The sequence below is a fragment of the Methylocystis sp. L43 genome, assembly GCF_015709525.1.
Taxonomy (GTDB): Bacteria; Pseudomonadota; Alphaproteobacteria; order Rhizobiales; family Beijerinckiaceae; genus Methylocystis.
Genome location: NZ_JADNRA010000032.1, coordinates 196,242 through 217,588 on the forward strand (window position 1 = coordinate 196,242; position 21,347 = coordinate 217,588).

The 21,347-nt window shown below is 64.2% G+C and carries 13 protein-coding genes and 1 tRNA gene; 7 read left to right on the plus strand and 7 right to left on the minus strand.

Annotated features, from left to right (window positions below; translation table 11 throughout):
• Positions 1–90 precede the first annotated feature (90 nt).
• Both wecB and IYX23_RS13340 read right to left on the minus strand, forming a co-directional pair.
• Positions 91–1,266: a UDP-N-acetylglucosamine 2-epimerase (non-hydrolyzing) gene (gene wecB / locus IYX23_RS13335; protein ID WP_196393972.1), complete on the minus strand. Its 1,176-nt coding sequence runs from the start codon at positions 1,264–1,266 to the stop codon at positions 91–93.
• Positions 1,267–1,365: 99 nt separating this feature from the next.
• Positions 1,366–1,521, minus strand: coding sequence for a hypothetical protein (locus tag IYX23_RS13340; RefSeq protein ID WP_196393973.1), 156 nt, complete (start codon positions 1,519–1,521; stop codon positions 1,366–1,368).
• Between the two features lie 315 nt (positions 1,522–1,836).
• Here IYX23_RS13340 and IYX23_RS13345 point away from each other — a divergent pair, with 315 nt between their 5' ends.
• The gene (locus IYX23_RS13345; protein ID WP_348643663.1) at positions 1,837–4,869 is read left to right on the plus strand and encodes a tetratricopeptide repeat protein; all 3,033 of its coding nucleotides are present in this window, start codon (positions 1,837–1,839) and stop codon (positions 4,867–4,869) included.
• Between the two features lie 85 nt (positions 4,870–4,954).
• On the opposite strand, the gene IYX23_RS13350 is transcribed toward IYX23_RS13345, so the two are convergent.
• The gene (locus tag IYX23_RS13350; RefSeq protein ID WP_196393974.1) at positions 4,955–5,848 is read right to left on the minus strand and encodes a hypothetical protein; all 894 of its coding nucleotides are present in this window, start codon (positions 5,846–5,848) and stop codon (positions 4,955–4,957) included.
• Here IYX23_RS13350 and IYX23_RS13355 point away from each other — a divergent pair.
• A complete protein-coding gene (locus tag IYX23_RS13355) occupies positions 5,841–5,987 on the plus strand; it encodes a hypothetical protein (RefSeq protein WP_196393975.1) in 147 nt (48 codons plus the stop codon). The two genes, IYX23_RS13350 and IYX23_RS13355, sit on opposite strands and share 8 nt — an antisense overlap.
• A gap of 235 nt (positions 5,988–6,222) precedes the next feature.
• On the opposite strand, the gene IYX23_RS13360 is transcribed toward IYX23_RS13355, so the two are convergent.
• Positions 6,223–7,248 (minus strand): guanylate cyclase, encoded by a 1,026-nt coding sequence (locus IYX23_RS13360; RefSeq protein ID WP_196393976.1) that lies wholly within the window; start codon positions 7,246–7,248, stop codon positions 6,223–6,225.
• Between the two features lie 1,394 nt (positions 7,249–8,642).
• Between IYX23_RS13360 and IYX23_RS13365 the strand changes: the two genes are divergently transcribed.
• The 3 genes from IYX23_RS13365 to IYX23_RS13375 all read left to right on the plus strand — a co-directional run bounded on the left by IYX23_RS13365 (position 8,643) and on the right by IYX23_RS13375 (position 16,879).
• Complete coding sequence (locus IYX23_RS13365) at positions 8,643–15,308, plus strand: hypothetical protein (protein ID WP_196393977.1); 6,666 nt, start codon at positions 8,643–8,645, stop codon at positions 15,306–15,308.
• A gap of 251 nt (positions 15,309–15,559) precedes the next feature.
• Positions 15,560–16,051 (plus strand): hypothetical protein, encoded by a 492-nt coding sequence (locus IYX23_RS13370; RefSeq protein WP_196393978.1) that lies wholly within the window; start codon positions 15,560–15,562, stop codon positions 16,049–16,051.
• Positions 16,052–16,096: 45 nt separating this feature from the next.
• Entirely contained in the window at positions 16,097–16,879 is a 783-nt protein-coding gene (locus IYX23_RS13375; RefSeq protein WP_196393979.1) for a hypothetical protein, read from the plus strand.
• A 513-nt stretch (positions 16,880–17,392) separates the two neighbouring features.
• Here the strand turns inward: IYX23_RS13375 and IYX23_RS13380 are convergent.
• Positions 17,393–17,468 (minus strand) — tRNA-Lys (locus IYX23_RS13380).
• Between the two features lie 123 nt (positions 17,469–17,591).
• Positions 17,592–18,143: a hypothetical protein gene (locus IYX23_RS13385; protein ID WP_196393980.1), complete on the minus strand. Its 552-nt coding sequence runs from the start codon at positions 18,141–18,143 to the stop codon at positions 17,592–17,594.
• Positions 18,144–18,383: 240 nt separating this feature from the next.
• Here IYX23_RS13385 and mdh point away from each other — a divergent pair, with 240 nt between their 5' ends.
• Positions 18,384–19,346 (plus strand): malate dehydrogenase, encoded by a 963-nt coding sequence (gene mdh / locus IYX23_RS13390; protein WP_196393981.1) that lies wholly within the window; start codon positions 18,384–18,386, stop codon positions 19,344–19,346.
• A gap of 185 nt (positions 19,347–19,531) precedes the next feature.
• Positions 19,532–19,657, plus strand: coding sequence for a hypothetical protein (locus tag IYX23_RS20510; RefSeq protein WP_281431789.1), 126 nt, complete (start codon positions 19,532–19,534; stop codon positions 19,655–19,657).
• 103 nt (positions 19,658–19,760) lie between these two features.
• Here the strand turns inward: IYX23_RS20510 and IYX23_RS13395 are convergent, their stop codons facing one another.
• Positions 19,761–21,311 (minus strand): DUF882 domain-containing protein, encoded by a 1,551-nt coding sequence (locus tag IYX23_RS13395; protein ID WP_196393982.1) that lies wholly within the window; start codon positions 21,309–21,311, stop codon positions 19,761–19,763.
• Positions 21,312–21,347: the final 36 nt, after the last annotated feature.

Below are 21,347 nucleotides of genomic sequence, written 5' to 3' on the forward strand. Positions count from 1 at the left end.
TCGCGTGTTCGGCGGATTGAGCGCGCGTCGGACATTCTTGTTTATGCGCCTTGCCGCTTAGAGAGCGGCAAGACGAAGCGCTGAAGCGGCCTAAGCCGCCGACAACGCCGGAATCGCGCGCACCAGTCGCGCACGCATCGCGGCGACGATCCGCTGTGCCGCATGCCCATCGCCATAAGGGAAAACCGGGACGGCCATGCGGGCGTATAGCGCCGGATCGTCGCACAGCTGCGAGATCGCGCCCGACACCGCCGCGGCGTCTGTGCCGATCACGCGAACCGCACCGGCGCGAACCGCCTCTGGCCGTTCGGTGGTGTTCCTCAGCACGAGGACAGGCTTTCCCAGAGCGGGCGCTTCCTCCTGGAGGCCGCCGCTGTCGGTGACGACGAGCCAGCATCGCTTCAGCGCCTCAACCATATCCGCATAGCCGATCGCATCCGATACCACGATACGCGGATGGCCGCCAAGAATCCGTTGCGCCGGCTCATGAGCGTGCGGATTGGGGTGGGTGACGAAGAACAGCCCAAGGTCGTCATGCTGGTCGACCGCCGCCCTTATGCCCCGTAGCGCGTTTTCAATGGGCGCCCCGAAGCTCTCCCGCCGGTGCGCCGTTGCGAGAATGACTCGCGGCAAATCCGGAAACCCCTTCGGCGCAGGCAATCGGTGGGCTGCGGTCTGCAGCAAGGCGTCGATGCCCGTATTGCCCGTGACGAGACAGTCGCCAGGAACGACGCCTTCACGCAGGAGATTGTTGAGCGACGCCGAGGTCGGAGCGAAATGCATGGCCGCCGTCAGTCCAGCGATTCGCCTGTTGAGTTCTTCCGGATAGGGATCGTTGAGTTTTCCCGTGCGGAGCCCCGCCTCAATGTGCATGAAAGGCACGTTCATGTGAAACGCGGCGAGCGACACGACCGCAACCGACGTCGTGTCGCCCTGGGCGATGACGCAGTCAGGTCGAACTTCGTCGATCACGCGATCCATCTCGGCGATCACCTTGCCGAACAGTTCATTCAGCGAGCCGTTACGACGTTCGAGGTCCAGCCGGCGCGAAGGAACCACGCCAAAATCCTTTAGCGCGCCTTCGACGACATCGGCGTGCTGACCGGTCGTCACCACATAGGGAAAGGCCCAATCCGACCGATTGAGTTCGGCGATGACAGGGCCCATTTTGATGGCTTCGGGTCGCGTCCCAACGATGCATAAACAGCAAAGTTTTGATTTACTTAGTCGAAGTTCGGCTTTTTTGATGTTCGTCAACTCGTTCATCTCAGCCCTGCTCGTTATTCAGTGTAGAAGCTGTATACTTGAAGAGCAGGGATTTGTCGAATGAACAATTCGACATCTTCAGATGAACAATTCGACATCTCAGCGCCCTATAAAGAAGGCGATCCCGATAAATGAGACGGACAAACCCAGCACCATCAGTGCTACTGCCCCCGTTGTGCCGAAAAAGAGCGCTCCAATGAAGCCGGCGATAGAAATAAATGTAAACAATACGAGGATGATTACCATAAGTTGCATTGTGTTTTCCCTGCATTTAGCTTGCCAAGCTCATCCAATCTGAGCGCAACGGAAGCGCAAGCGCATAAGTATAGATTTTCGCTTGGTTTCACCGTGACCAGCATGCGGCGGCGTTTTAGCTTAGGAAGCAGATGAACGCCGGGGGCGACCCAAAACGAGATCGCGCCGTCGCATTCTGAGACACGTTTCGCCAAGATTTTGCTTTGCTACCAATTTAGGTTAATAAAAACAATATGTTTGGTGCCTGATTCGCGTGATGCGTTTGAATAACTTGTTGTGGGAATTCCGATTCTGCAACGCAGATGGAGCGCAATCGTGGGGCGCGTTTTTCGAAGGCCTTGCGCAACAATCCTCTTTTTGACGCTGGCGCTCGCGCCCACGACGCCAATCGCTGCTCGCGCTGGAGTCAACGACGGCGTTCGCGAAGAGATGCGGCCAGGCGAACCCGGCTACCAAGAGCTTGCCCTGGCGTTCGCGCGTGTGGCCAAGGGCGATTACGAGGGCGCCCTCAAATACGCGCAGCGCGCACGGAGCCTCGCGCCCGATTATGAGATGCCCGTTCGACTGCTCGCTGACATTCTGAACAAATTGGGGCGAATGGGCGAGGCGGTTGACGTTATCAACGACTTTGTCGCCAGCCATAAGCATTCGATGGCGTTGATCGCTCAGCGCGGCCATCTGCGCAAACGGCTCATGGACGTCGCCGGCGCCGAGGCGGATTTCCGCAGCGCGCTCCGGAGCGGCGCGCTGAATCAAGAGCAGGCCGCGGCCGTCGACGCCGCGCTCTTCGATCTTGCAATGAGCGCCGCATATAAGGACTTCAACGAGTCTCGGCTGAATGAAGCCATAGAGAAGGCGCGAGCGGCGCGCGAAATGGATAAAAAGGCCGAAGCGCCCGTCCGGCTTATCGCCGAAGCCTTTAGCCGACAGGGCAGGGCTCAGGCGGCTCTCGACGAGCTGAATCGCTATATCTCGCAGAACAAGCCGAGCGGGCGTCTTCTCGCCCAGCGCGGATATTTGCGACGCGCCATGCAGGACGTGAAAGGCGCGGAGGCGGATTTCGAAGCGGCGCTCGCCGCGCCGGACATTGAGCCAAGCGAAACAGCACCATTGCGCAACGCGCTCGCAGAAGCCGCCAAGGCTGAGCGCGACAGCATCGTGCAAGCCGAACTCGCAGAGGTGTACGCAGCGATCGCGAAACGCGATTACGCTCGTGCGGTGAAGGCGGCGCGCGCCCTTCGCGCCAAATATCCGAACGCCGAAGCGCCGCTATTTGCGCTCATGACGGCGTTGACCAAATCCCGGCAGGCTGAAGCGGCGGTCAAAGAAGCGGATGCGTTCATCAAGGATAATACGCCGAGTTCGACATTGCTCGCGCAGCGCGGATACAGCCGGCGCGCAACGGGAGACCTGCCCGGCGCGATTGCGGACTTCCGGGCTGCGCTCGCTCAGCCCGCGCTCGAGCCCGCGCAAGTCAAGAGGCTGAAACTGGCGCTTGCCGAGGCGGAGCGCGCAAATGAACGGGGCGGTTCGCTGGTCGCCGCGCCGCAGGCGACGCCCCTGCAGCAAGCGCTCAACAGCGGCTATGACGCGTTGAAAGTGGGACAGCTGGACGAGGCGGTGCGCGCGGCAAGAGAGGCGCATAGTCTCGATCCCAAGGCGGAGGAGCCTGTTCTCCTCCTCTTGACGGCGCTCCTTCGCCAGGGGCGCAAAGCCGAGGCGCTTGCGGAAGCGAACCGCTACCTGGCGTCGGTCCCGCAAAGTCCCGGGGTTCTCGCGCAGCGCGGCTTCATGCGTCGACAGGCCAAGGATGTGAGCGGCGCCGTCGCAGACTTCGAGCAGGCCTTGAAATATGGACTTCCGGCCGATCAGAAGCTCAATGTCGCGCGGGCGCTTGATGAGGCGCGCTACACGCTCGTCGCCGAAAAGGCTTTCAAGGCTCTGGCCGCTCGCGATTGGGTGAGCGCCTTGCGTTATGGCCGGGCGGCGGAGGCTTTCCCTCGTGCCGACGAGGCGGTTTTTCGCGTGACGATCGCCGCGCTCGCAGGGCTTGGCCACACGGACGAGGCGCTGCGGGCGTCGAACGCGCTCATCGCACGAGGCAAGGCCACGGGCCAAGCCTATGCGCAAAGGGCCTATCTTCGTAAGACGCTCGGAGACGGCGCTGGCGCGCTTGCGGACTTTGTAAAAGCGCTTGATCGGGGAGATTTGCCTGCAGCGCAAAGGGTGGCGGTCGAACTCGAAGTCGCTGCCGCCAGGTCGTCTGCGTATGAAACACAGGGAGATCTGACGCGCGCGCGCGACGAGCTCGTCAACTTCGCGCACACGCATCCTGACTACGCCGCCGGATGGTCGACGCTTGGCCAGTTTTATGCGCGTCAAAAGGAATATGCCGCCGCCGTCGCGGCCTTTGAGAATAGCCTCGCGGTCGAGCGCAGCGGCGAAGTGTTGCTGAATGCGGGCTATGCGAGCGTCTATGTCGATCGCTCAAAAGAGTCGCAGTTCTTTCGGGAAGCGCTCGACCGCTGGTCGAGCGATCCCTCACTCAGCGCCCGGCCGCCCCGCGATCGAGAGGTGATCAGAACGCAGATCGTCGAGTCGGATGCGAGCGTTCGCACCCTTGTGGTGTTCAACGGCATCGCCGATCGTCGAAAACGCTGGGGCGGGCATCAGCTTCAGCCGAGCTTTGAAACGGTCATCCGGTTCGATGGGCGCTTTCTGCCGAACATATTTGGTCTCGAGGGTTTGATCGGCGGCTTTTGGTCCCAGGACCAGACGCGCTTCACCGAGAGCTATTCGCGGCTCGGTTTGCGCTTGCGTCCGTTCGACGGCGTTAATTTCTCGGTGAGCGCTGAGTGGCAGCACTATTTCACGCGAAACGCGCCGTTCAATCAGCTCGCCTTGTCATGGGGCTATGGCTACGGCGGCTTCGCCTATTCGAGCGCCCCAAGCGCGGGAGCGGCGGGCGCGATCGAACCGACAGACATGAGCTATCCCCATGAGACGGCATGGCAGCCGCTGACGAGCTTTGCGACCTTTGGCACTTACAGGGCCGGCGAGCGTCGGTATCTGCAGAACGCGGTGGGTTTGCTCGGCTATTCCTACTGGAACGCTGACTCCCGCGTCGTGCTCGGGGCGGCTGCAATGGGCATGGGGACATATGACAGCGCGGACACCCGTCGATTCGCCTTTGGGGCAGGTCCGGCGCTGGTCGCGCGCACATGGCTGGGCGGCGACTTCTATCGCGCCTTTGACGGCATCTTGACTGCACAGATTGGCTATTTGTTCCCCTTCGGGGAGAGTCGCCGTCAAGGCGGTCTCAACGCGACAATCGGCATTTCCTTTTGACCCCATGCATGTCCGGAGTCCGCCTCTGACGCGGCATAGCGCGACGTGGCCCTCGCCCGGACTCCTGCCTTGCGGCCGATCGTTCCTATTTCAAGGCCGCTAACGCGCGAGGAATCGTCACCACGATCGAATGGAAATACGCTGCCGCATCCTCGGAATAGAATCCGACGAGCCCATTCGAATAGGGTCGCTCTCGGTCAGTGAAGGTGGTCAAGAGAACGCCGTCGACGAATACCGAAATCGTCGTCGACGTCGAGGTGACGGCCTGAACAATTTTGACGACATATCGATTTCCGATGGGATAAAGCGGGCGATTTCCCGACGCCAAGAAGCGCTGATCGCCGGGATAAGCGGGGTCCGCTTTGCCCAGCTCCCAGCCGTTCGGCTTCGGGATGAAGTAATAGAAATGCGTTTTGTCGACGTAGTCCCACAACAGCCAGCCCACTTCCCATGGATTTGGCGCGTTCTGCCGTCGCAACTGCGCCTCTGTGTGAAGCGACGCCTCTATGGTCAAATTGCCTTTGACGTCGACGGGCCAGGACGGATGTGGCCCGCTGATCAGCCCAGCATGCGTTTCATTCGCGGCGTTTGACTCCTTCGGGCGTATCGCCAGCGCCTGGCCATCGAACAGGCGAGCGACCGAGTTCGAACCATAGCCGTGATAAACGGACTTCCAATTGTGAGCGAGAAGCTCGCCATCTTGAGTCCGGGTTTCAGGCGCGTGAGGAACAGCGCTGTCGAAAATCTCCGAGAGGATGATGCGTTCCGGCGTCACCGTCACGACAGCGCGATGCGACGTGGACGCCGCGCCTTTCTTGCACTTTATCGTGTAGGTCGTCGTGCGGGCGGGGCGCACGACGACAGCGCCCGACAATTCACGGACCACAAAGTTCGGATCGCGCGGGCGGCTCGAACCCGTGCAGACGTCGGCGTTCGTTGCGGAAAACGCCAGAGTCGCCGACTGACCTGGATTGATCATCGTCGGCTTCGCCGACAACGCGGAGATGGGGGCGTTCCTGGTCGCCTCCGGGCGCTTCAACGCATCCTCGGCGGCGGCGTCGGCCAATGAGATCGACACCAAGGCGATAGATCTCAGCAAAAAGGCCCATTTCATTTAAGCCAAGCCACGGATGGCCCCCCACGCGCAAACGCAACGCTCCGAGACCGCAACTTACTCAACTTTGCCAATCGGCGATGAGGATTCCACGGCTAAGCTTAATAGGCCCGAGCGCGCGGACGACTGGCTCTTTGGCGCAGGGGCGTGACGGGCGCGGCTCCATTTCGCTGCTCGCGTACGTCGCATCAAGCGATCGTTGAGCGCGCCAAACCCCCATCGCACGTTTTGAGGCTGCGTTAGGAAACCGCGCGCTCGTCCTGCAGACGGCTTGCCGGGGTCCATTGGTAGACCTCGTAACCGTCCACCACCTTGCCGGCGTCGTTGAAGCCTCCGCGCTGTTGCACCGGCTCGATGATCTGCTTCGCGCAGGCGATCGTCCCGGGCTGAGCATATTTCTGCATATGGCCGGCGATATCGATGACGCGATCGCTCATCTCCTCCATCGGCGTGTGCTCGTCGTAATAAACGTGCCCGGCGTTGATGCCGCACCGAACGGTGAAATTCGACTTGATCATCTTCACATTCGCGTTGAACGCGTCGAGACCGGCGATCACTTCCTTGGCGGCTTTCAGCGCTGCGTCGATCGAGGGAAAGCAGGCCATGACGCCGTCGGGCGTCCACGCCGCCTTCAGCGAGCCGTTGCTGCGGAGCTTGCTGTCGACGAGATCCTTGTATTCACGAAAATCATGCTCGATGAATGTCTTGTCCTCGCCGAGCTTCATCTTGGTCGAATCGACGACGTCGATGGATAGGAAGGCGAGGTCACGGCCCATCGACTCCAACTGACGTTTGGCGTCGCCCATGACCTTGAGCAACTCCGCGCGGCTCTTCGGGTTGCGCGCATCCATCGTCTTCATTTTTTCCTTGACCGGCGCAAGCACCCGCGCGTCGGCCGGCGCGGCGGACTGCAGCGCCTCGAAGTCACGCTGCACCGTCGCACGGTAGATCGTGGTCGTAATCTTGCGCCGCAAGCTGTCGACCCACATGCGCCCGAAGAGAAGTCCGCCGACGATAAACCAGCGCGCCAGTTCGTAGCCCTTGAAGTTCGTCGGGATTACCGACTTGACCCGCCGGATCATCCGCGCGTCGAAGACTTCCACATATTCAATCCAGCGGTATGAACCCGCATGCTTGAAATAAGGCGTGACGAGCGGGAGCAGGACGAGCGCAAGCGCGATGAGCAGGGCGACGTTCAGCAGCCCGAGTAATACTCTGGCCAGCCTCAGAGGGAGCGGGGATCCGGGATTGCGCGAATGATCCATGAGCTTCTTTCAATCCGAGCGGGGGGGCGCCGATCGCCGCCGTTATCGCACGCGCAAATTGGTCCGCGCAATTCTGGACCGATCTTCGACGCGCGCTCGACGCAAGTGCCGAAATTCCTTGGCCATTGCCGCAAGGCGCGCCTGACGCGATTTAAATTTTGGTCGCAGATCTACGGCGAGCGCCATCCGCTGCGCTTGCGCTGCATGCCCCCGGGTGAGCCCCGAGCGCTATAAATTTTGAGTCTCAGGATAGGAGAGAACGCCCCGAGCCCGGATGCGCGCGCGGAGCGTTTTTCTATTGTTGAGGGAGTCCTTTATTGAGGGGCTCCTTGGTCGAGAGAATCCCTACTTGGCTTGGTGAAGATCTTTCGCATGAAGTGAATCTAATAGCTCATTGCCCTTCAGCGTAGAGACGCGTGCGGCCGTTCCGTCTTCGTTGCATTTCCCGCTCGTGTTTTTCGAGCCGGTGCATTGGCGGCTCCCGTCGGCGGGGCATTCGAAGACGACGTCATTTGTGCATCCGACCAAAGAATTGCCTTTGATGCCGTAATTGCAGGTTTGCCCTGCGCCATGCATCCGATCGCACGCCGAGATAACGGCGCCAACCGGCGCCGCAAGCGCAGCCGAGATCGTCACAGAAGAAATAAGCGCGAGCGCGCATGTTCGTGCAAAGGTCGTCCTCATGGCAAATCTCCAAACTTGCTGTTTTGGCGTTGCCCTCCCTAAGCCCCTTGAAATGTAAGCTCGCGAAAGAGCCAAATTAACGGCGAGCGAGATCGCGAGAAAGTTTGCGTTTTTTCGGTTCTTTCCGAGGGGTCAGAGCCTTTGCGGTTGTCGGCGCGCCGCCGGCCTGGAAGCCTCGTGAATTGTTGAATGGATGGCCGAAGCCGCGCCTGTCGCCGGGCGCGACTTGAAGGCATTGCTCGATCTGCCGCCGCGAACTCGAAAATCTGCTTCCAGGACGAAGCGCGCATCGGCCAGAGGAATCGCCTCGTGCGGCAAGGGGCGGCAAGTGGCGGCAAGTGGCGGCGTGGAATGCGGCCGCCTCAGCCCGCCGATCCAGCACGTGACAGGGGCGCGCCGCAGAGGGCGAGCCGGCCCGTCCGACCAATTGTGGCGCCTCTGCCACAAAAGCAAAATCGACACGAGAGAGTTAGGAAAAGTTCTCACGTCAGTAGTCAAAATCAGAATCTGATGATTAAAATACATGATCCGAAAAGTTAACGCACAGTAACTTTCGGCGACTGCCCATACGCTTTCGAAAGCAGCAGTGCAGGATGAATCGCATGTCTAATAAAGAGATTATTCGCGCGCGACATAGTATTCGTCCTGCTTCCAATACATCCCGATCATCTCGTCATACGCTCTTCGCGTCCAGCGCTTTATCGAGCGTCTTGTCCGGCGCCTTAGCAGGCGGCTTCGTGCTGGCGACAGGGCTGGTCGCGCCGACGCCCTCTCAAGCCTTTACCTGCGACAGCGTCACCAATCCGGCGGGCGGCAACGCCGGCGCGACCGATAATGGCAATGCCACCGCGACCGCCTGCGGCCAGCTAGCCAACGCCAACGGCGTTAACGCGACAGCGCTGGGAGCGGGAAGCGTGGCCAACGGCGCCAACGCGACCGCGACGGGACAGAACAGCTTCGCGAACGGCCAGTTCGCCACCGCTACCGGGCAGAGCGCCAACGCCAACGGCGCCGCCGCAACGGCGACAGGCTACAGCGCCAACGCCACTGGCGCGAATGCAACGGCGACAGGACAGAACAGCTTCGCCAATGGCGCTTTCGCCACGGCGACGGGCGCCTTCGCCAGCGCCAACGGCGGGTCCGCCACGGCCACGGGCCGAGGCAGCGTCGCCAGCGGCGCCAACGCCACCGCGACGGGACAGAACGCCAACGCCATTGGAGCCAACGCCACGGCGACGGGCCAGGCGAGCAACGCCTTTGGAGCGAGCGCCACTGCGACGGGGCAGAACAGCTTAGCCAATGGCCTTCAGGCCACCGCAACGGGGCAGGGCAGCCGCGCCAACGGCGCCGACGCCACCGCGACGGGACAGAATAGTTTCGCCAATGGCGTTGGCGCGACTGCGACGGGTCAGGACGCCTCGGCCCAGGGCAATAACGCCACCGCGACGGGCTCCAATTCATTCGCCAACGGCCTTGGTGCGACGGCGACGGGGCAGGCCGCGGTCGCCAACGGAGCCAGCGCCACCGCCACGGGCGATGACGCCCGCGCCAATGGCGCCAACGCCACTGCGACCGGACAAGCAAGCCGGGCCAACGGCGCCAACGCCACCGCAATTGGCCAGAACGCCAACGCCAACGGGTCCGACGCGACGGCGACGGGGCAGGCGAGCTTCGCGAACGGTGGCGCGGCCACGGCGACGGGGGTCCTCGCCAACGCCACTGGCGCTCAAGCTACGGCGATCGGCGCCTTCAGCCTCGCCAACGGCGCCGGCGCCACCGCGACGGGATCTGGAAGCTTCGCCAATGGCGCCTCCGCCACGGCGACGGGACAGGCCAGTCGCGCCAACGGCGCCAAAGCCACCGCGACCGGCGCCAGTTCCGACGCCAATGGCGACTTCGCCACGGCGACGGGCCAGAACGCCAACGCTTTCGGCGCCAGCGCCACCGCGACCGGGCAGGCCAGTGTCGCCAAAGGCGAGTTCGCCACGGCGACGGGACAGAACAGCTTCGCCAACGGCTTCGAGGCGACCGCGACGGGCGCTAAATCCAACGCCAGTGGCGACGCCGCCACGGCGACCGGCGTCAGCAGCCGCGCCAATGGCACGCTCGCCACGGCGACGGGCGTCGGGAGCTTCGCCAACGGCGCGGCCGCCACGGCGACGGGCCAGGGCAGCTCGGCCGACGGCGGCTCAGCCACGGCGACAGGACGCGGCGCCTTCGCCAATGGCGGCAGCGCCACGGCGACCGGCGAGAGCGCTTTTGCGAACGGCCTCAACGCCACCGCCACGGGCCAGCTCAGCCTCGCCAACGGTCAGAACGCGACCGCCATGGGCCAGAGCAGCAACGCGACTGGCACCAACGCCACCGCGCTGGGCGCCTTCAGCATCGCCAATGGCGGCAACGCCACGGCGACGGGCGCGAGCAGCACGGCCAATGGCGCCAACGCCACCGCGACCGGCCGAGGCAGCTCGGCGAGTGGCGCGAACGCCACCGCGACGGGCGCGACCGCCACCGCTAATGGCGCCAGCGCCACCGCGACGGGACAGAACAGCTTCGCTAATGGCGTTAACGCGACCGCGACCGGCAGACTCGCCACGGCCAATGGTGTCGCCGCGACGGCGACGGGGATGCTTGCCCGGGCTAACGGCGCACAAGCTACTGCAACCGGGCAGAACAGCCTCGCCAACGGTTCTGAGGCCACCGCGACGGGCGCCAATTCGAACGCCAATGGCGACGCCGCCACGGCGATGGGCGTGAACAGTCTCGCCAATGGCATTCTCGCCACCGCCTCCGGCTCTGGCGCAAACGCGACCGGGAACAATGCGACCGCAACCGGCGCCACCTCAAATGCCAATGGCGCCAATGCAACGGCGACCGGCATGAACGCCAACGCCAACGGCGCCAACGCCACCGCGACCGGCCAGGCCAGTGTCGCCAACGGCCAGTTCGCCACGGCGACCGGACAGAACAGCTTCGCCAACGGCACCCTTGCGACCGCAACCGGCCAAGCGAGTTACGCCAATGGCGGGACCGCCACCGCGACGGGCCAATTCAGCATCGCCAACGGCGCTCAAGCCACCGCGACGGGCGCGGGCAGTCTCGCTGACGGGGCCAACGCGACTTCGACCGGCGAGTTGAGCCGCGCCAACGGCGCCAACGCCACCGCGACCGGCCAGCTGGCGCAAGCCACCGGCGCCAGCGCCACCGCGACGGGGCAGGACAGCTTCGCCAATGGCGCCAACGCTACGGCGACGGGACAAGGCAGTCGCGCCAATGGAACGAACGCCACCGCGACGGGACAGAACAGCTTCGCCAATGGCGCCAACGCGACGGCGACTGGTCAGGCTGGAATCGCCAACGGCGAATTCGCCACCGCGACCGGCGCCTTCGCGAACGCCAATGGCCAGTTCGCCACCGCGACGGGCGTTGGGAGCAAGGCCGAGGGCGCCTTCGCCACGGCCACTGGCGTGAGCAGTCGCGCGATAGGCCAACAGGCCACCGCGACAGGGCGGGGCAGCTTCGCCAACGGCTTCGGCGCGACCGTGACCGGCGCCTTCGCCTTCGCCAATGGCGACGACGCCACCGCAACCGGGCAATCCAGCGTCGCGGATGGCGCCAACGCCACCACAACGGGCGCAAACGCCAACGCGATCGGCGCCAACGCCACCGCGACTGGCGAGAACGCCAACGCCAATGGCGCCAACGCCACGGCGACCGGACAGAACAGCTTCGCCAACGGCGCGTTCGCCACCGCGACGGGGCAGTTGAGCAACGCCAACGGCTCCGCTGCGACGGCGACCGGGCAGTTCAGCAGGGCCAACGGCGATAAGGCCACGGCCACAGGCGAGACCAGTTTCGCCAACGGCGTGAACGCTACCGCGACCGGTCAGAATTCCGTCGCCGACGGCGCCAATGCGACCGCGACGGGTCAGTTCAGCACCGCCTCTGGCGCCAACGCCACCGCGACGGGACAGAACGCCACCGCCAACGGTGCCAACGCTACGGCGACGGGACAGGCGAGCAAGGCCAACGGCGTGAATGCGACGGCGGTTGGCCAGGGCTCGGTCGCTAATGGCTCGACAGCCTCCGCCTTCGGCCAAAGCGCCAACGCGACAGGCGTCGGCGCGACGGCGCTCGGCCAAAACGCGCAAGCGACCGCCGACAACAGCACGGCGGTCGGCGCGGGCGCTAACACTGCGGGATTCCTGGGGTCGACGGCGATCGGCGCAGGCGCGACAAGCACCGCCGCCAATCAAATGACGTTCGGCACGTCTTTAACCACATATGTCGCGCCGGGAATCACCTCCCTCGCGAGCACGGCGGCGCAAATCGGGGCGGTACAGTGTGTCACGACCGATTCGTTCGGCCATCTCGCAGCCGGGGCTTGTAACGCCGGCGGCGTTCCCGCCGGCGTCGCGATCGGCGCTAAAGCCACGGCGATAGGCGCGAACAGCCTTGCCGACGGCGACAACGCCACGGCGACCGGGCAGAACGCCAATGCCACCGGCGCCAACGCCACCGCGACGGGCGTGAGCAGCCTCGCCAACGGGGCGAACGCCACCGCGACGGGGCAGAACGCCAACGCTACTGGAGCCAACGCCACCGCTACGGGACAAAACAGCTCCGCCAACGGCGCGGCCGCAACGGCGACCGGCCAGAATAGCGTCGCAAACGGCGAGTTCGCCACCGCGACCGGCCAGAACAGCAACGCCAATGGGGCTCAGGCGACCGCGACCGGGCAGAACGCCATCGCTGATGGCGCCAACGCCACCGCCTCCGGGCAAAACAGCAACGCCAAGGGAGCGAACGCTACCGCCTCGGGCCAAGCCAGCACTGCGAATGGCGCCAACGCCACCGCGACGGGACAGTTGAGCGCCGCCAATGGGGCGAACGCCACCGCGACGGGGCAAAACAGCTCCGCCAATGGCGCGGCCGCAACGGCGATGGGTCAGGCGAGCGTCGCGAATGGTCAGTTCGCCACCGCGACGGGCCAGAACAGCAACGCCAACGGGGCTCAGGCGACCGCGACCGGGCAGAACGCTATCGCTGATGGCGCCAACGCCACCGCAACGGGACAGTTGAGCGTCGCCAATGGGGCGAACGCCACGGCGACGGGACAGAACGCTTTTGCCAACGGCGCCTTCGCCACCGCGACCGGCATGAACGCTGTCGCTGATGGGGCGAACGCGACCGCGGCCGGGCAGGCCAGCAACGCCAAGGGAGTTAACGCTACCGCTTCCGGCCAAGCCAGCGATGCGAACGGCGCTAACGCGACTGCGACAGGACAGGCGAGCGTTGCGAATGGCTCCAACGCCACCGCGACCGGGCAAGCGAGCATTGCGAAGGGCGAGTCCGCCACTGCGACAGGCGCAGGCAGCTCCGCGAACGGCATCAACGCCACATCGACGGGACAGAACGCTTTCGCCGTCGGCGCCAACGCCACCGCTTCGGGCCAGGGCAGCTTGGCCAATGGCGCCAACGCCACGACGACGGGGCAGTTCAGCTTCGCCAACGGCCTCAACGCCACCTCGACAGGTCAGAACAGCGTCGCCAACGGAACGAACGCCACCGCGACAGGCCAGGGGAGCGTCGCCAATGGCGAATTCGCCTCGGCGACCGGAGGCGCCGCCAACGCCAACGGCTTGAAGTCGACGGCGACCGGCGCGGGCAGCAAGGCGGAAGGCGCTTTCGCCACGGCGACGGGCGCCGAAAGCATCGCGCAAGGCGCGAACGCGACGGCGACCGGCGAGAACAGTTTCGCCAATGGCCTTCATGCGACGGCGACCGGCCAAAAGGCGACGGCCAATGGCGCGAACGCCACGGCGACCGGTCAAAACAGCTTGGCGGATGGAACGAAGGCGACCGCCACCGGCGTCGACAGCGTCGCGCAGGGCAACAACGCGACCGCAACCGGACATCTCGCTCTGGCCAAGGGCGACGCATCGACTGCGACTGGCGCCGGCAGCGTCGCCAACGGCAAGAGCGCCACCGCAACAGGCGCGGTCGCCGTGGCGACCGGCGACTACGCCACAGCCACCGGCGTTTTCAGCCAGGCGACGGGCAACGCCGCGACGGCGTCAGGCTGGGCGAGCTTCGCCACTGGCGAGAACGCCACCGCCACGGGCGCAAACAGCAAGGCCGCCGGCGAGAACGCCACCGCCGCCGGCTCCAACAGCAACGCAACCGGCCAATTCGCGACTGCCGCGGGCGCGAACAGCATCGCTAATGGCGCAAGCGCCACCGCGACGGGCGCGAATAGCAACGCCGCCGGCCAATTCGCCACTGCAACCGGCGCGGGCAGCCTCGCCTTCGGCGAGAGCGCCACCGCGACCGGCCGCGCCAGCAACGCCACAGGGACGTTCGCAACCGCGACCGGCGCCGAAAGCATGGCCAGCGGCGAAGAGGCCACAGCGACCGGACAGGGCAGCCAGGCGATCGGCGACAAATCCACGGCGACCGGCAGAAAAGCCAACGCCACGGGCGAGAAGGCGACCGCGATGGGGTGGAACGCCAACGCCATCGGCGAAGAGGCCACCGCGACCGGCGCGAACAGCCAGGCCGAAGGCAAACGCGCCACCGCGACGGGGCAGTTTGCGCGCGCTTTGGGCGGCAACGCCACGGCGAGCGGACAATTCAGCACGGCGAGCGGCGAGAACGCCACCGCCATCGGCCAGCAGAGCGCGGCCTACGGCGAATACGCCACCGCCGTCGGCCAGGGTTCGGTCGCGACGGGGGCGACGGCGTCCGCCTTCGGCCAAAACGCCAAAGCCGTCGGCGAAGGCGCGACGGCGCTCGGACAAAACGCCAGCGCGACCGCGAACAACTCAACGGCCGTGGGCGCTGGCGCGAATACCGCAGGCTATGCCAACGCCACCGCAATCGGCGCTGGGGCGACCAACACCGCCGCCAATCAGATGATGTTTGGCGGCGTGACAACGACCTATGCGGCGCCGGGAATTACCTCCGCCGCGAGCCGCGCCGCGCAGAACGGCGCCACGAATTTCGTGACTTCCGACGGAAACGGCAATCTCGCGACAAGCGATTACGGCCCAGGCTCTATCGCCGGCCTTTCTGGCGCGGTGAACAGTCTCGGCATGAACGTCGCGGGCATTTGGCAGAGCGTCGGCAATTTACAGAGGTCGGTTCGGCGCGGCTATGAAGGTTCGGCGGTCGCGATCGCCAACACCGCGCCGACGATTTCGCGCGACGCCAGATTCGGCGTCTCGGCGAAATGGGGTAATTTCCGCGGAGAGAACGCCTTCGGCGCAATGGCGCAAGTTCGCCTGAATCCGAATGTCGTCATCAACGGGAGCCTTGCCATCGGTCTGCGCTATGGCGGCGTCGGCGGCGGCGTCGGCGGCCTCTACGAGTGGTGATCGCGTCACTGTTCGCAAGCGCGAGGCGTCAGGGAGGGGTTTCGGAAATCTGGCGCGCGCCTGCCGCCTGCCGCCTGTTTGCGCGGGGGTGTATCTCTCGCGCAGCGCCAGCCCGCGCTCGGGAATGCCGATCGCCGGCAGCAAGGAGAGCACTCTTGTTCACAATCATCGACCTGCGACGTCGGCGTATTTTCCGGTCTTTCCGTCCAGCCATCGACGATGCACGGAAGCGCCGATTTGCTACGATCGCCTTGAGCCTCTACGTGGCGGGCGTCTGCTTGGCGAGCGCCGCTCTTACGAATTGCGCGCGCGCCGAACAGGCCGGGAAGCCCGCCAGCATCGAACGCCCCGGAGTGCTGATCCTGGTGCGTTCGAGCTTGCTCGCTTTGGATCACGCCAACAAGACGGGCGTGTACACCGTTCTGCGCGATCTCGGTTCGCCTCAATTTCAAACCAACACGGCCGCACGCCTTTCAGATATTTTCGCGGGCCAGCGGCGCGACAAGCTCGATTTGTCCGCCGTCGCGGCGGTTGACCCGCAGCTGACCACGCCGCCTCAGATCGACCCCAACGGCATGTTGCGCTTGGTTGGTTTCTTCCCCGCCGCCCAGCAGCAACTCAACTTTGACCTGAGCTTCGCGCCGGTGAACGGGCAGTGGCGATTGTTTGGAATTTCGGCGGGGCTCGGTCCATCGTCCGCCACGGCGCAACTGCCTCAAAACCGGCAAGCGCCGAAGAAATGACGATCCCGGAATAGCGCGCGTCGAAGCGAGACGATAGAGAAGAGCATGCTTCCAGATTCAGCATTGCAGTCCATGAATGTGATGTTTGCGACGCCTTGCTATATTTCGGCGGTGAGCATGAATTACGTCACAAGCATATTCAATCTGACTTGGCATTGCGCGCGCTTCGACCTCAAATGCATTTTGCACATGCATGCGGAAAGCCTCATCACGCGCGGCCGCAATAAGATGGTGATGAAATTTTTATCCGACGAGTCGTTCACGCATCTGTTCTGGATCGATTCGGATATCGCGTTCACGCCGCAGTCCGTTTGCCGCTTGCTGCTTGCGGACCGCGACATTGCGGCAGGCGTCTATCCGATGAAAAGTTTCAACTGGCCGGAAGAAGGTCTGCCCGCCGGCACGACGCGCGAAGAGTTCGAGAAGCGCTACACCGACTACCCGTTCAATCCGATCGGGCATGGCTCGAAGCGGATAAGCGAGTTCGCCGATCGCGACGGCTTCGTCGAGGTGGCGGAGGCGCCGACCGGCTTCATGTGCGTCAAGCGGCATGTGTTCTACGACATGATGGAACGCTATCCGGATCTGCGCTACACGCCGGATGGTCCGCCCAACAATCCACAAGCGCATCTGCATTGGCGATTTTATGATTGCATGATCGATCCCGACTCCGGCCGTTATCTGTCGGAAGATTTCGCCTTTTGCCGTCTGTGGCGCGACATGGGCGGGAAGGTGTGGGTCGACCTCGACTGCAAGCTGATGCATCTCGGTCAGCACAACTATGCGGGAGACCTCTCCGAAAGCCTGCGGCGGCAGGGCCGCTGGTGACGGCGCAGCGCCCTAATCTTTGGCTTTCGAATGGCTGAGCCAGTTGCGCCTTGCCCCTCTGCCGAATCGGGAAGGGAATTCGGACATACGAACCTATGGTCTGGCCTACTTTCCCCTCGCGCAAAACGTGACCCACTCGGCGACAATGCGGCGGAAGTCTTCGCCCTGCAGAAAAAACCAAGTGGTGAAGGTCTCGGCTGGACGTTAAATCCACCTCGCGGAGAAGCTGGGCGGCCTGATCGAGCAATTCCGTCACAGTCCGAGCTCCTGCACGGCATCAGCATGGGTCTGCGAAGCACGCGAGCGGCGCTTCGACATCGGTCGCCTCCAGCCGCCGCCATGAGCGACCCATAGGCGTCGAGGGTGGCGTTATCTTCAACGCCACGCTGAATTGCTGAGACTAACTTGGCCTTGTCGGGGCGCCAGATAAGGCGACCTGCGCCTCTCTAGGTCCGCTGTGGGTCCGCCGAAAAAATGAAGAGTTTCGATTTTCTAATAAACATTTGATTTTATTGGTGGGCGCACAAGGGCTCGAACCTTGGACCCGCTGATTAAGAGTCAGCTGCTCTACCAACTGAGCTATGCGCCCGTCCGGCGAGCGCCGCGAGCGCGACGCTGTTTCGAACGAAGGGTGCGAATATCAAACCCGCTCGCCGCTGTCCAGCGTTACGCGCGGTCGCCCGCGGTTTCGCCCGCATTTTCCTGCGTGGAATTAGGGCGAGCGCGCCGCCGGCCATCCGTGGATCAACCGTGCTTTTGTCACCAGATCAGCCCACGGGCCCGTGTGGGCGTTCCCCGCGGCGGGCGTGGGCGCGGCCTGTTTGCGGGCGCAAACGGCCTTGGCCGCCTCGCTCTTCGGCCCTTGCGCGTAAAAATAAATGACGTTCATCTTGAGCTGCGAGGCCAACTGGTCGACGATCGTGCCTCTCTTCAGCACATTGAAGCCCCAATGCGCGTCACGCGGCGCGCCCGGCTTGAAGCCGTAGCCGTAATCGCCCTCGCCCTTAATGAGATCGAAGCGGATATAGCAGAGCTCCCCCTGAGCGGCAGGCTGGGCCACCATCTCGCGGGTGACGATCACGTCCTGATTGTTGTAGCGGACGCTATAGTCGACCGGAGCATGCCAGACGTCGACCTGCTCGAAATGCGCCAACAGCTCGGATTCGTCCGGATCCGCCGCCTGCGCCGCGGCCGGGCCAAAGAAACAAGCGCCAGCCGCGATCGTGGCGGCGAACAGGCGTTTCAGCAAAAACTCGCTTTTCATGTGTCGGCCTTCCGCCAAGCGGCTCGCGCGCGCTCCCCTCGAGCTTCGCAGGTAAGGAGCGCGGCGACGGCCCGCAATCCCTGCGACATTCGGCGCGCCTGGAAATCGCCGGGCGCGCTGTTGGGTCGCGGAGACTTCGCGCCTCCGTGTAAGGCTCTGCTTACGACAAGCGCCAAGAAGTCTTCCCACCGCCGCAAAAGCGCGGTAGCTGTTTCTCAGAAGCAAAGAACGAGTTTGATTATGTCGCGAAGAAAAATCGCTTTGATTGGCGCCGGCAATATCGGCGGAACGCTTGCTCATCTCGCCGGCCTCAAGGAATTAGGCGACATCGTTCTTTTCGACATCGTCGACGGCGTGCCGCAAGGCAAGGCGCTTGACATCGCCCAATCGTCTCCCGTCGCGGGGTTCGACGCCAGGCTCACCGGCGGCTCCGACTATTCGGCGATCGAGGGGGCGGACGTCGTCATCGTTACGGCGGGCGTGCCGCGCCAGCCGGGCATGAGCCGCGACGATCTTCTGTCGGTCAATCTCGGCGTCATCGCCAAGGTCGGCGCGGGCATCAAGCGCTATGCGCCGAACGCCTTTGTCATCTGCATCACCAATCCGCTCGACGTCATGGTGTGGGCGCTGCAGAAGGCGTCGGGCCTGCCGACGCAGCGCATCGTCGGCATGGCGGGCATGCTCGATTCTTCGCGCTTTCGCTATTTCCTGGCCGAGGAGCTCAATGTTTCGGTCGAAGACGTGAGCGCCTTCGTTCTGGGCGGCCATGGCGACGACATGGTGCCGTCGGTGCGCTATTCGACGGTGGCCGGCGTGCCTTTGCCGGATCTCGTGGCCATGGGATGGACCACGCAGGCGCGCATCGACGCGATCGTCGAGCGCACGCGCAAGGGCGGCGGCGAGATCGTCGGCCTTCTCAAGACCGGCTCCGCATATTATGCGCCGGCGACCGCGGCGATCGCCATGGCCGAGAGCTATCTCAAGGACAAGCGGCGGGTGATGCCCTGCGCCGCTTATCTCACCGGCCAATATGGCGTGAACGGACTCTATGTCGGCGTTCCCGTGATCATCGGCGCGAATGGCGTCGAGAGGGTGATGGAGATTCAGCTCGACGCGGCGGAGCGGGCGATGTTCGAAAAATCCGTCGCCTCGGTTCGGACGCTGCTGGAAGCCGCCAAAGCGCTCGACCCGGCTTTCGCCTGACGCCTCGCTGCCGCGCCCGGCGATCCGGGGGGCGACTTTTCTTGCGACGCAAGCGTCGACCGGCGGCGCCGGGGCTCTGGCGCTTGGGCGCGACCGTAGGAACATTCCTTGCAAGTTGGGGGTTAGACTGTCTGAAGACTGAATCTCGCCGAGAGGTTCAGGCTTGCTGGAGTGGATTCGAAGCCATGTTTGACCCTGACGCTTATGGCTTTATCAAAATACTCGCCATCGCGGGCACGCTTTACTTTGCAGCGCGCGCGGCAATCCTTATCGGCTTCGCGGCGATAAACGCCGTTGCTCTTTTACCCTGAGTTTTTAAGGTCGAGGCCTGATCTATACGTCTGGCGCGACGCGGGTCTTGTCCGTTGCTCCAGCAGCTACAAAGCTTCGAAAAAACGCTCCGGTGCGCCCGTTTCAGCGGGTGCGGGTTTCCGCGTCCTGTTCGGCGGAGACGTCCTTGGTCGAGTGACTGCGTCCGCGGGAGCGGGCGGCCGCTCGAAGGCCGGTCGAAGAGCCTAGGAGAGGGGTTGCGCCGCGAGCGGTCGCTTCGTCGGGGACGGCATTTTTTTCCGCTCCGGCGGCGTCCGACGGCTCAGCGCCCTGCGGCGGCTCAGGCGCATAGGCGAGCGACTCATGCCGGGCCGCCGCTCTGGACTTTCTCGTCTCATTTTTGGGCGGGTCGACCAGCCGCGCGATCGCGCTCGTCGCCTTTGCGTGGGGGATCCCGGGCCGGGTTGGGGGCAGGGGCGCAGACACGAGCTTTGGACGGGGCGGCGCATCAGTTGCGGGCATTCTGCCCGAACGGCGATCAGCGCGGTCGGCGTCCTGAAATTCGACCGCGCTTTGCAGCTCGGCAGACCTGTCATACGCCGTCCGCGCGTCGAAGCGTGCGGCGAGCGAAGACGGACGCTGCGGCGGCAGCGGCGCTCGAACTGTTGGAAGCTTCGCGGCGGGCGGCTCTTGCTCGGGCGATTCCACGCCCGGCGCGGACAGGGTGGTCTCGCCACGCGGCAAATCGGACTCCGCCCGCGAAAGCTCTTTCGCGCCGTAGCGGTAGGCGTCCGTCGTGGCGGAAGGCGCGCTTTGCTCTTCCATCTCGCCGCTTGTCCCGCGCGCCCGCCGCGGCGCGAGGGAAGCCCACTGCTTGCGGGTGTTCGGCGCCGGCGCCGTGACCTCCGCGTCGTCCTCTTCGCCGCCCCCGCCGCCGCCAAACAGCATCGCGAAGAAGCCGCCAAACGTGCGGCGAGGCGCGACGACATAAGCGCCGTCGCCGCGCGCTTCGATCTCGGCGCGCGCCTCTTCATAGCGCGCCAGCGGCTGGCCGTTGCTCGGCAAATGCACGGTCTTGCCGTCAGGGAAGAGCCGCACGAGCTCGTCGTAGTTCATGCGCGGCCAGGCGCGCACATTGCCGACGTCGAGATGGACGAAAGGCGTGCCCGCCGTGGGATAATAGCCCACGCCGCCGCGCTGCATGCGCATGCCGATTTCGCGAATTTGCGACATCGGCATTCCCGGCATGGTGGTGTCCATCGCCTTGCCGAGCATGTGCTGGGAATATTTGGCGACGGCGCGCGAACGGGCGCGCAACATGGCGTTGGTCTCGGGAGAGCGATAGGCGGAGACGACATGCACGACCTGATCGCCGGCGCCCGCGTGGCGATAGGCCTCCCACACGACGTCGAAGAGGCGCGGGTCCATGTTGGTCGGCTCGTCGCGTCGCCAGTCGCGCAGGAACCAGTTCAACTGCTGAAGGACTTGGGCGTCATATTGCCCGTTGACGAGATACGTCGCCGAAATCGATTCATGCGTATGGGCGTGGTAGAGATGAATCGTCCTTGTGTCGCCATTGGCGACCGCGGTTTCGGTCATCTTCGGCGCGAGCGTCGCCAGACTAAAGACCACGAGGCCAAGAACCGTCGAAAGCGGAGAGAAAATCAGGCGCGCGCTGGAGCGAGGCGTCGTCAATAGCTGCTTCCCGTCTCGCTTGAAGCGCGCCTCGAC

Bases quoted from the DNA above. Each gene is read 5' to 3' on its own strand.
- IYX23_RS20510 (WP_281431789.1), top strand. From the start codon at position 19,532: ATGTTTGACCCTGACGCTTATGGCTTTATCAAAATACTCGCCATCGCG.
- IYX23_RS13385 (WP_196393980.1), bottom strand. From the start codon at position 18,143: ATGAAAAGCGAGTTTTTGCTGAAACGCCTGTTCGCCGCCACGATCGCG.
- wecB (WP_196393972.1), bottom strand. From the start codon at position 1,266: ATGAACGAGTTGACGAACATCAAAAAAGCCGAACTTCGACTAAGTAAA.
- IYX23_RS13350 (WP_196393974.1), bottom strand. From the start codon at position 5,848: ATGATCAATCCAGGTCAGTCGGCGACTCTGGCGTTTTCCGCAACGAAC.
- IYX23_RS13340 (WP_196393973.1), bottom strand. From the start codon at position 1,521: ATGCAACTTATGGTAATCATCCTCGTATTGTTTACATTTATTTCTATC.
- IYX23_RS13360 (WP_196393976.1), bottom strand. From the start codon at position 7,248: ATGGATCATTCGCGCAATCCCGGATCCCCGCTCCCTCTGAGGCTGGCC.
- mdh (WP_196393981.1), top strand. From the start codon at position 18,384: ATGTCGCGAAGAAAAATCGCTTTGATTGGCGCCGGCAATATCGGCGGA.
- IYX23_RS13375 (WP_196393979.1), top strand. From the start codon at position 16,097: ATGCTTCCAGATTCAGCATTGCAGTCCATGAATGTGATGTTTGCGACG.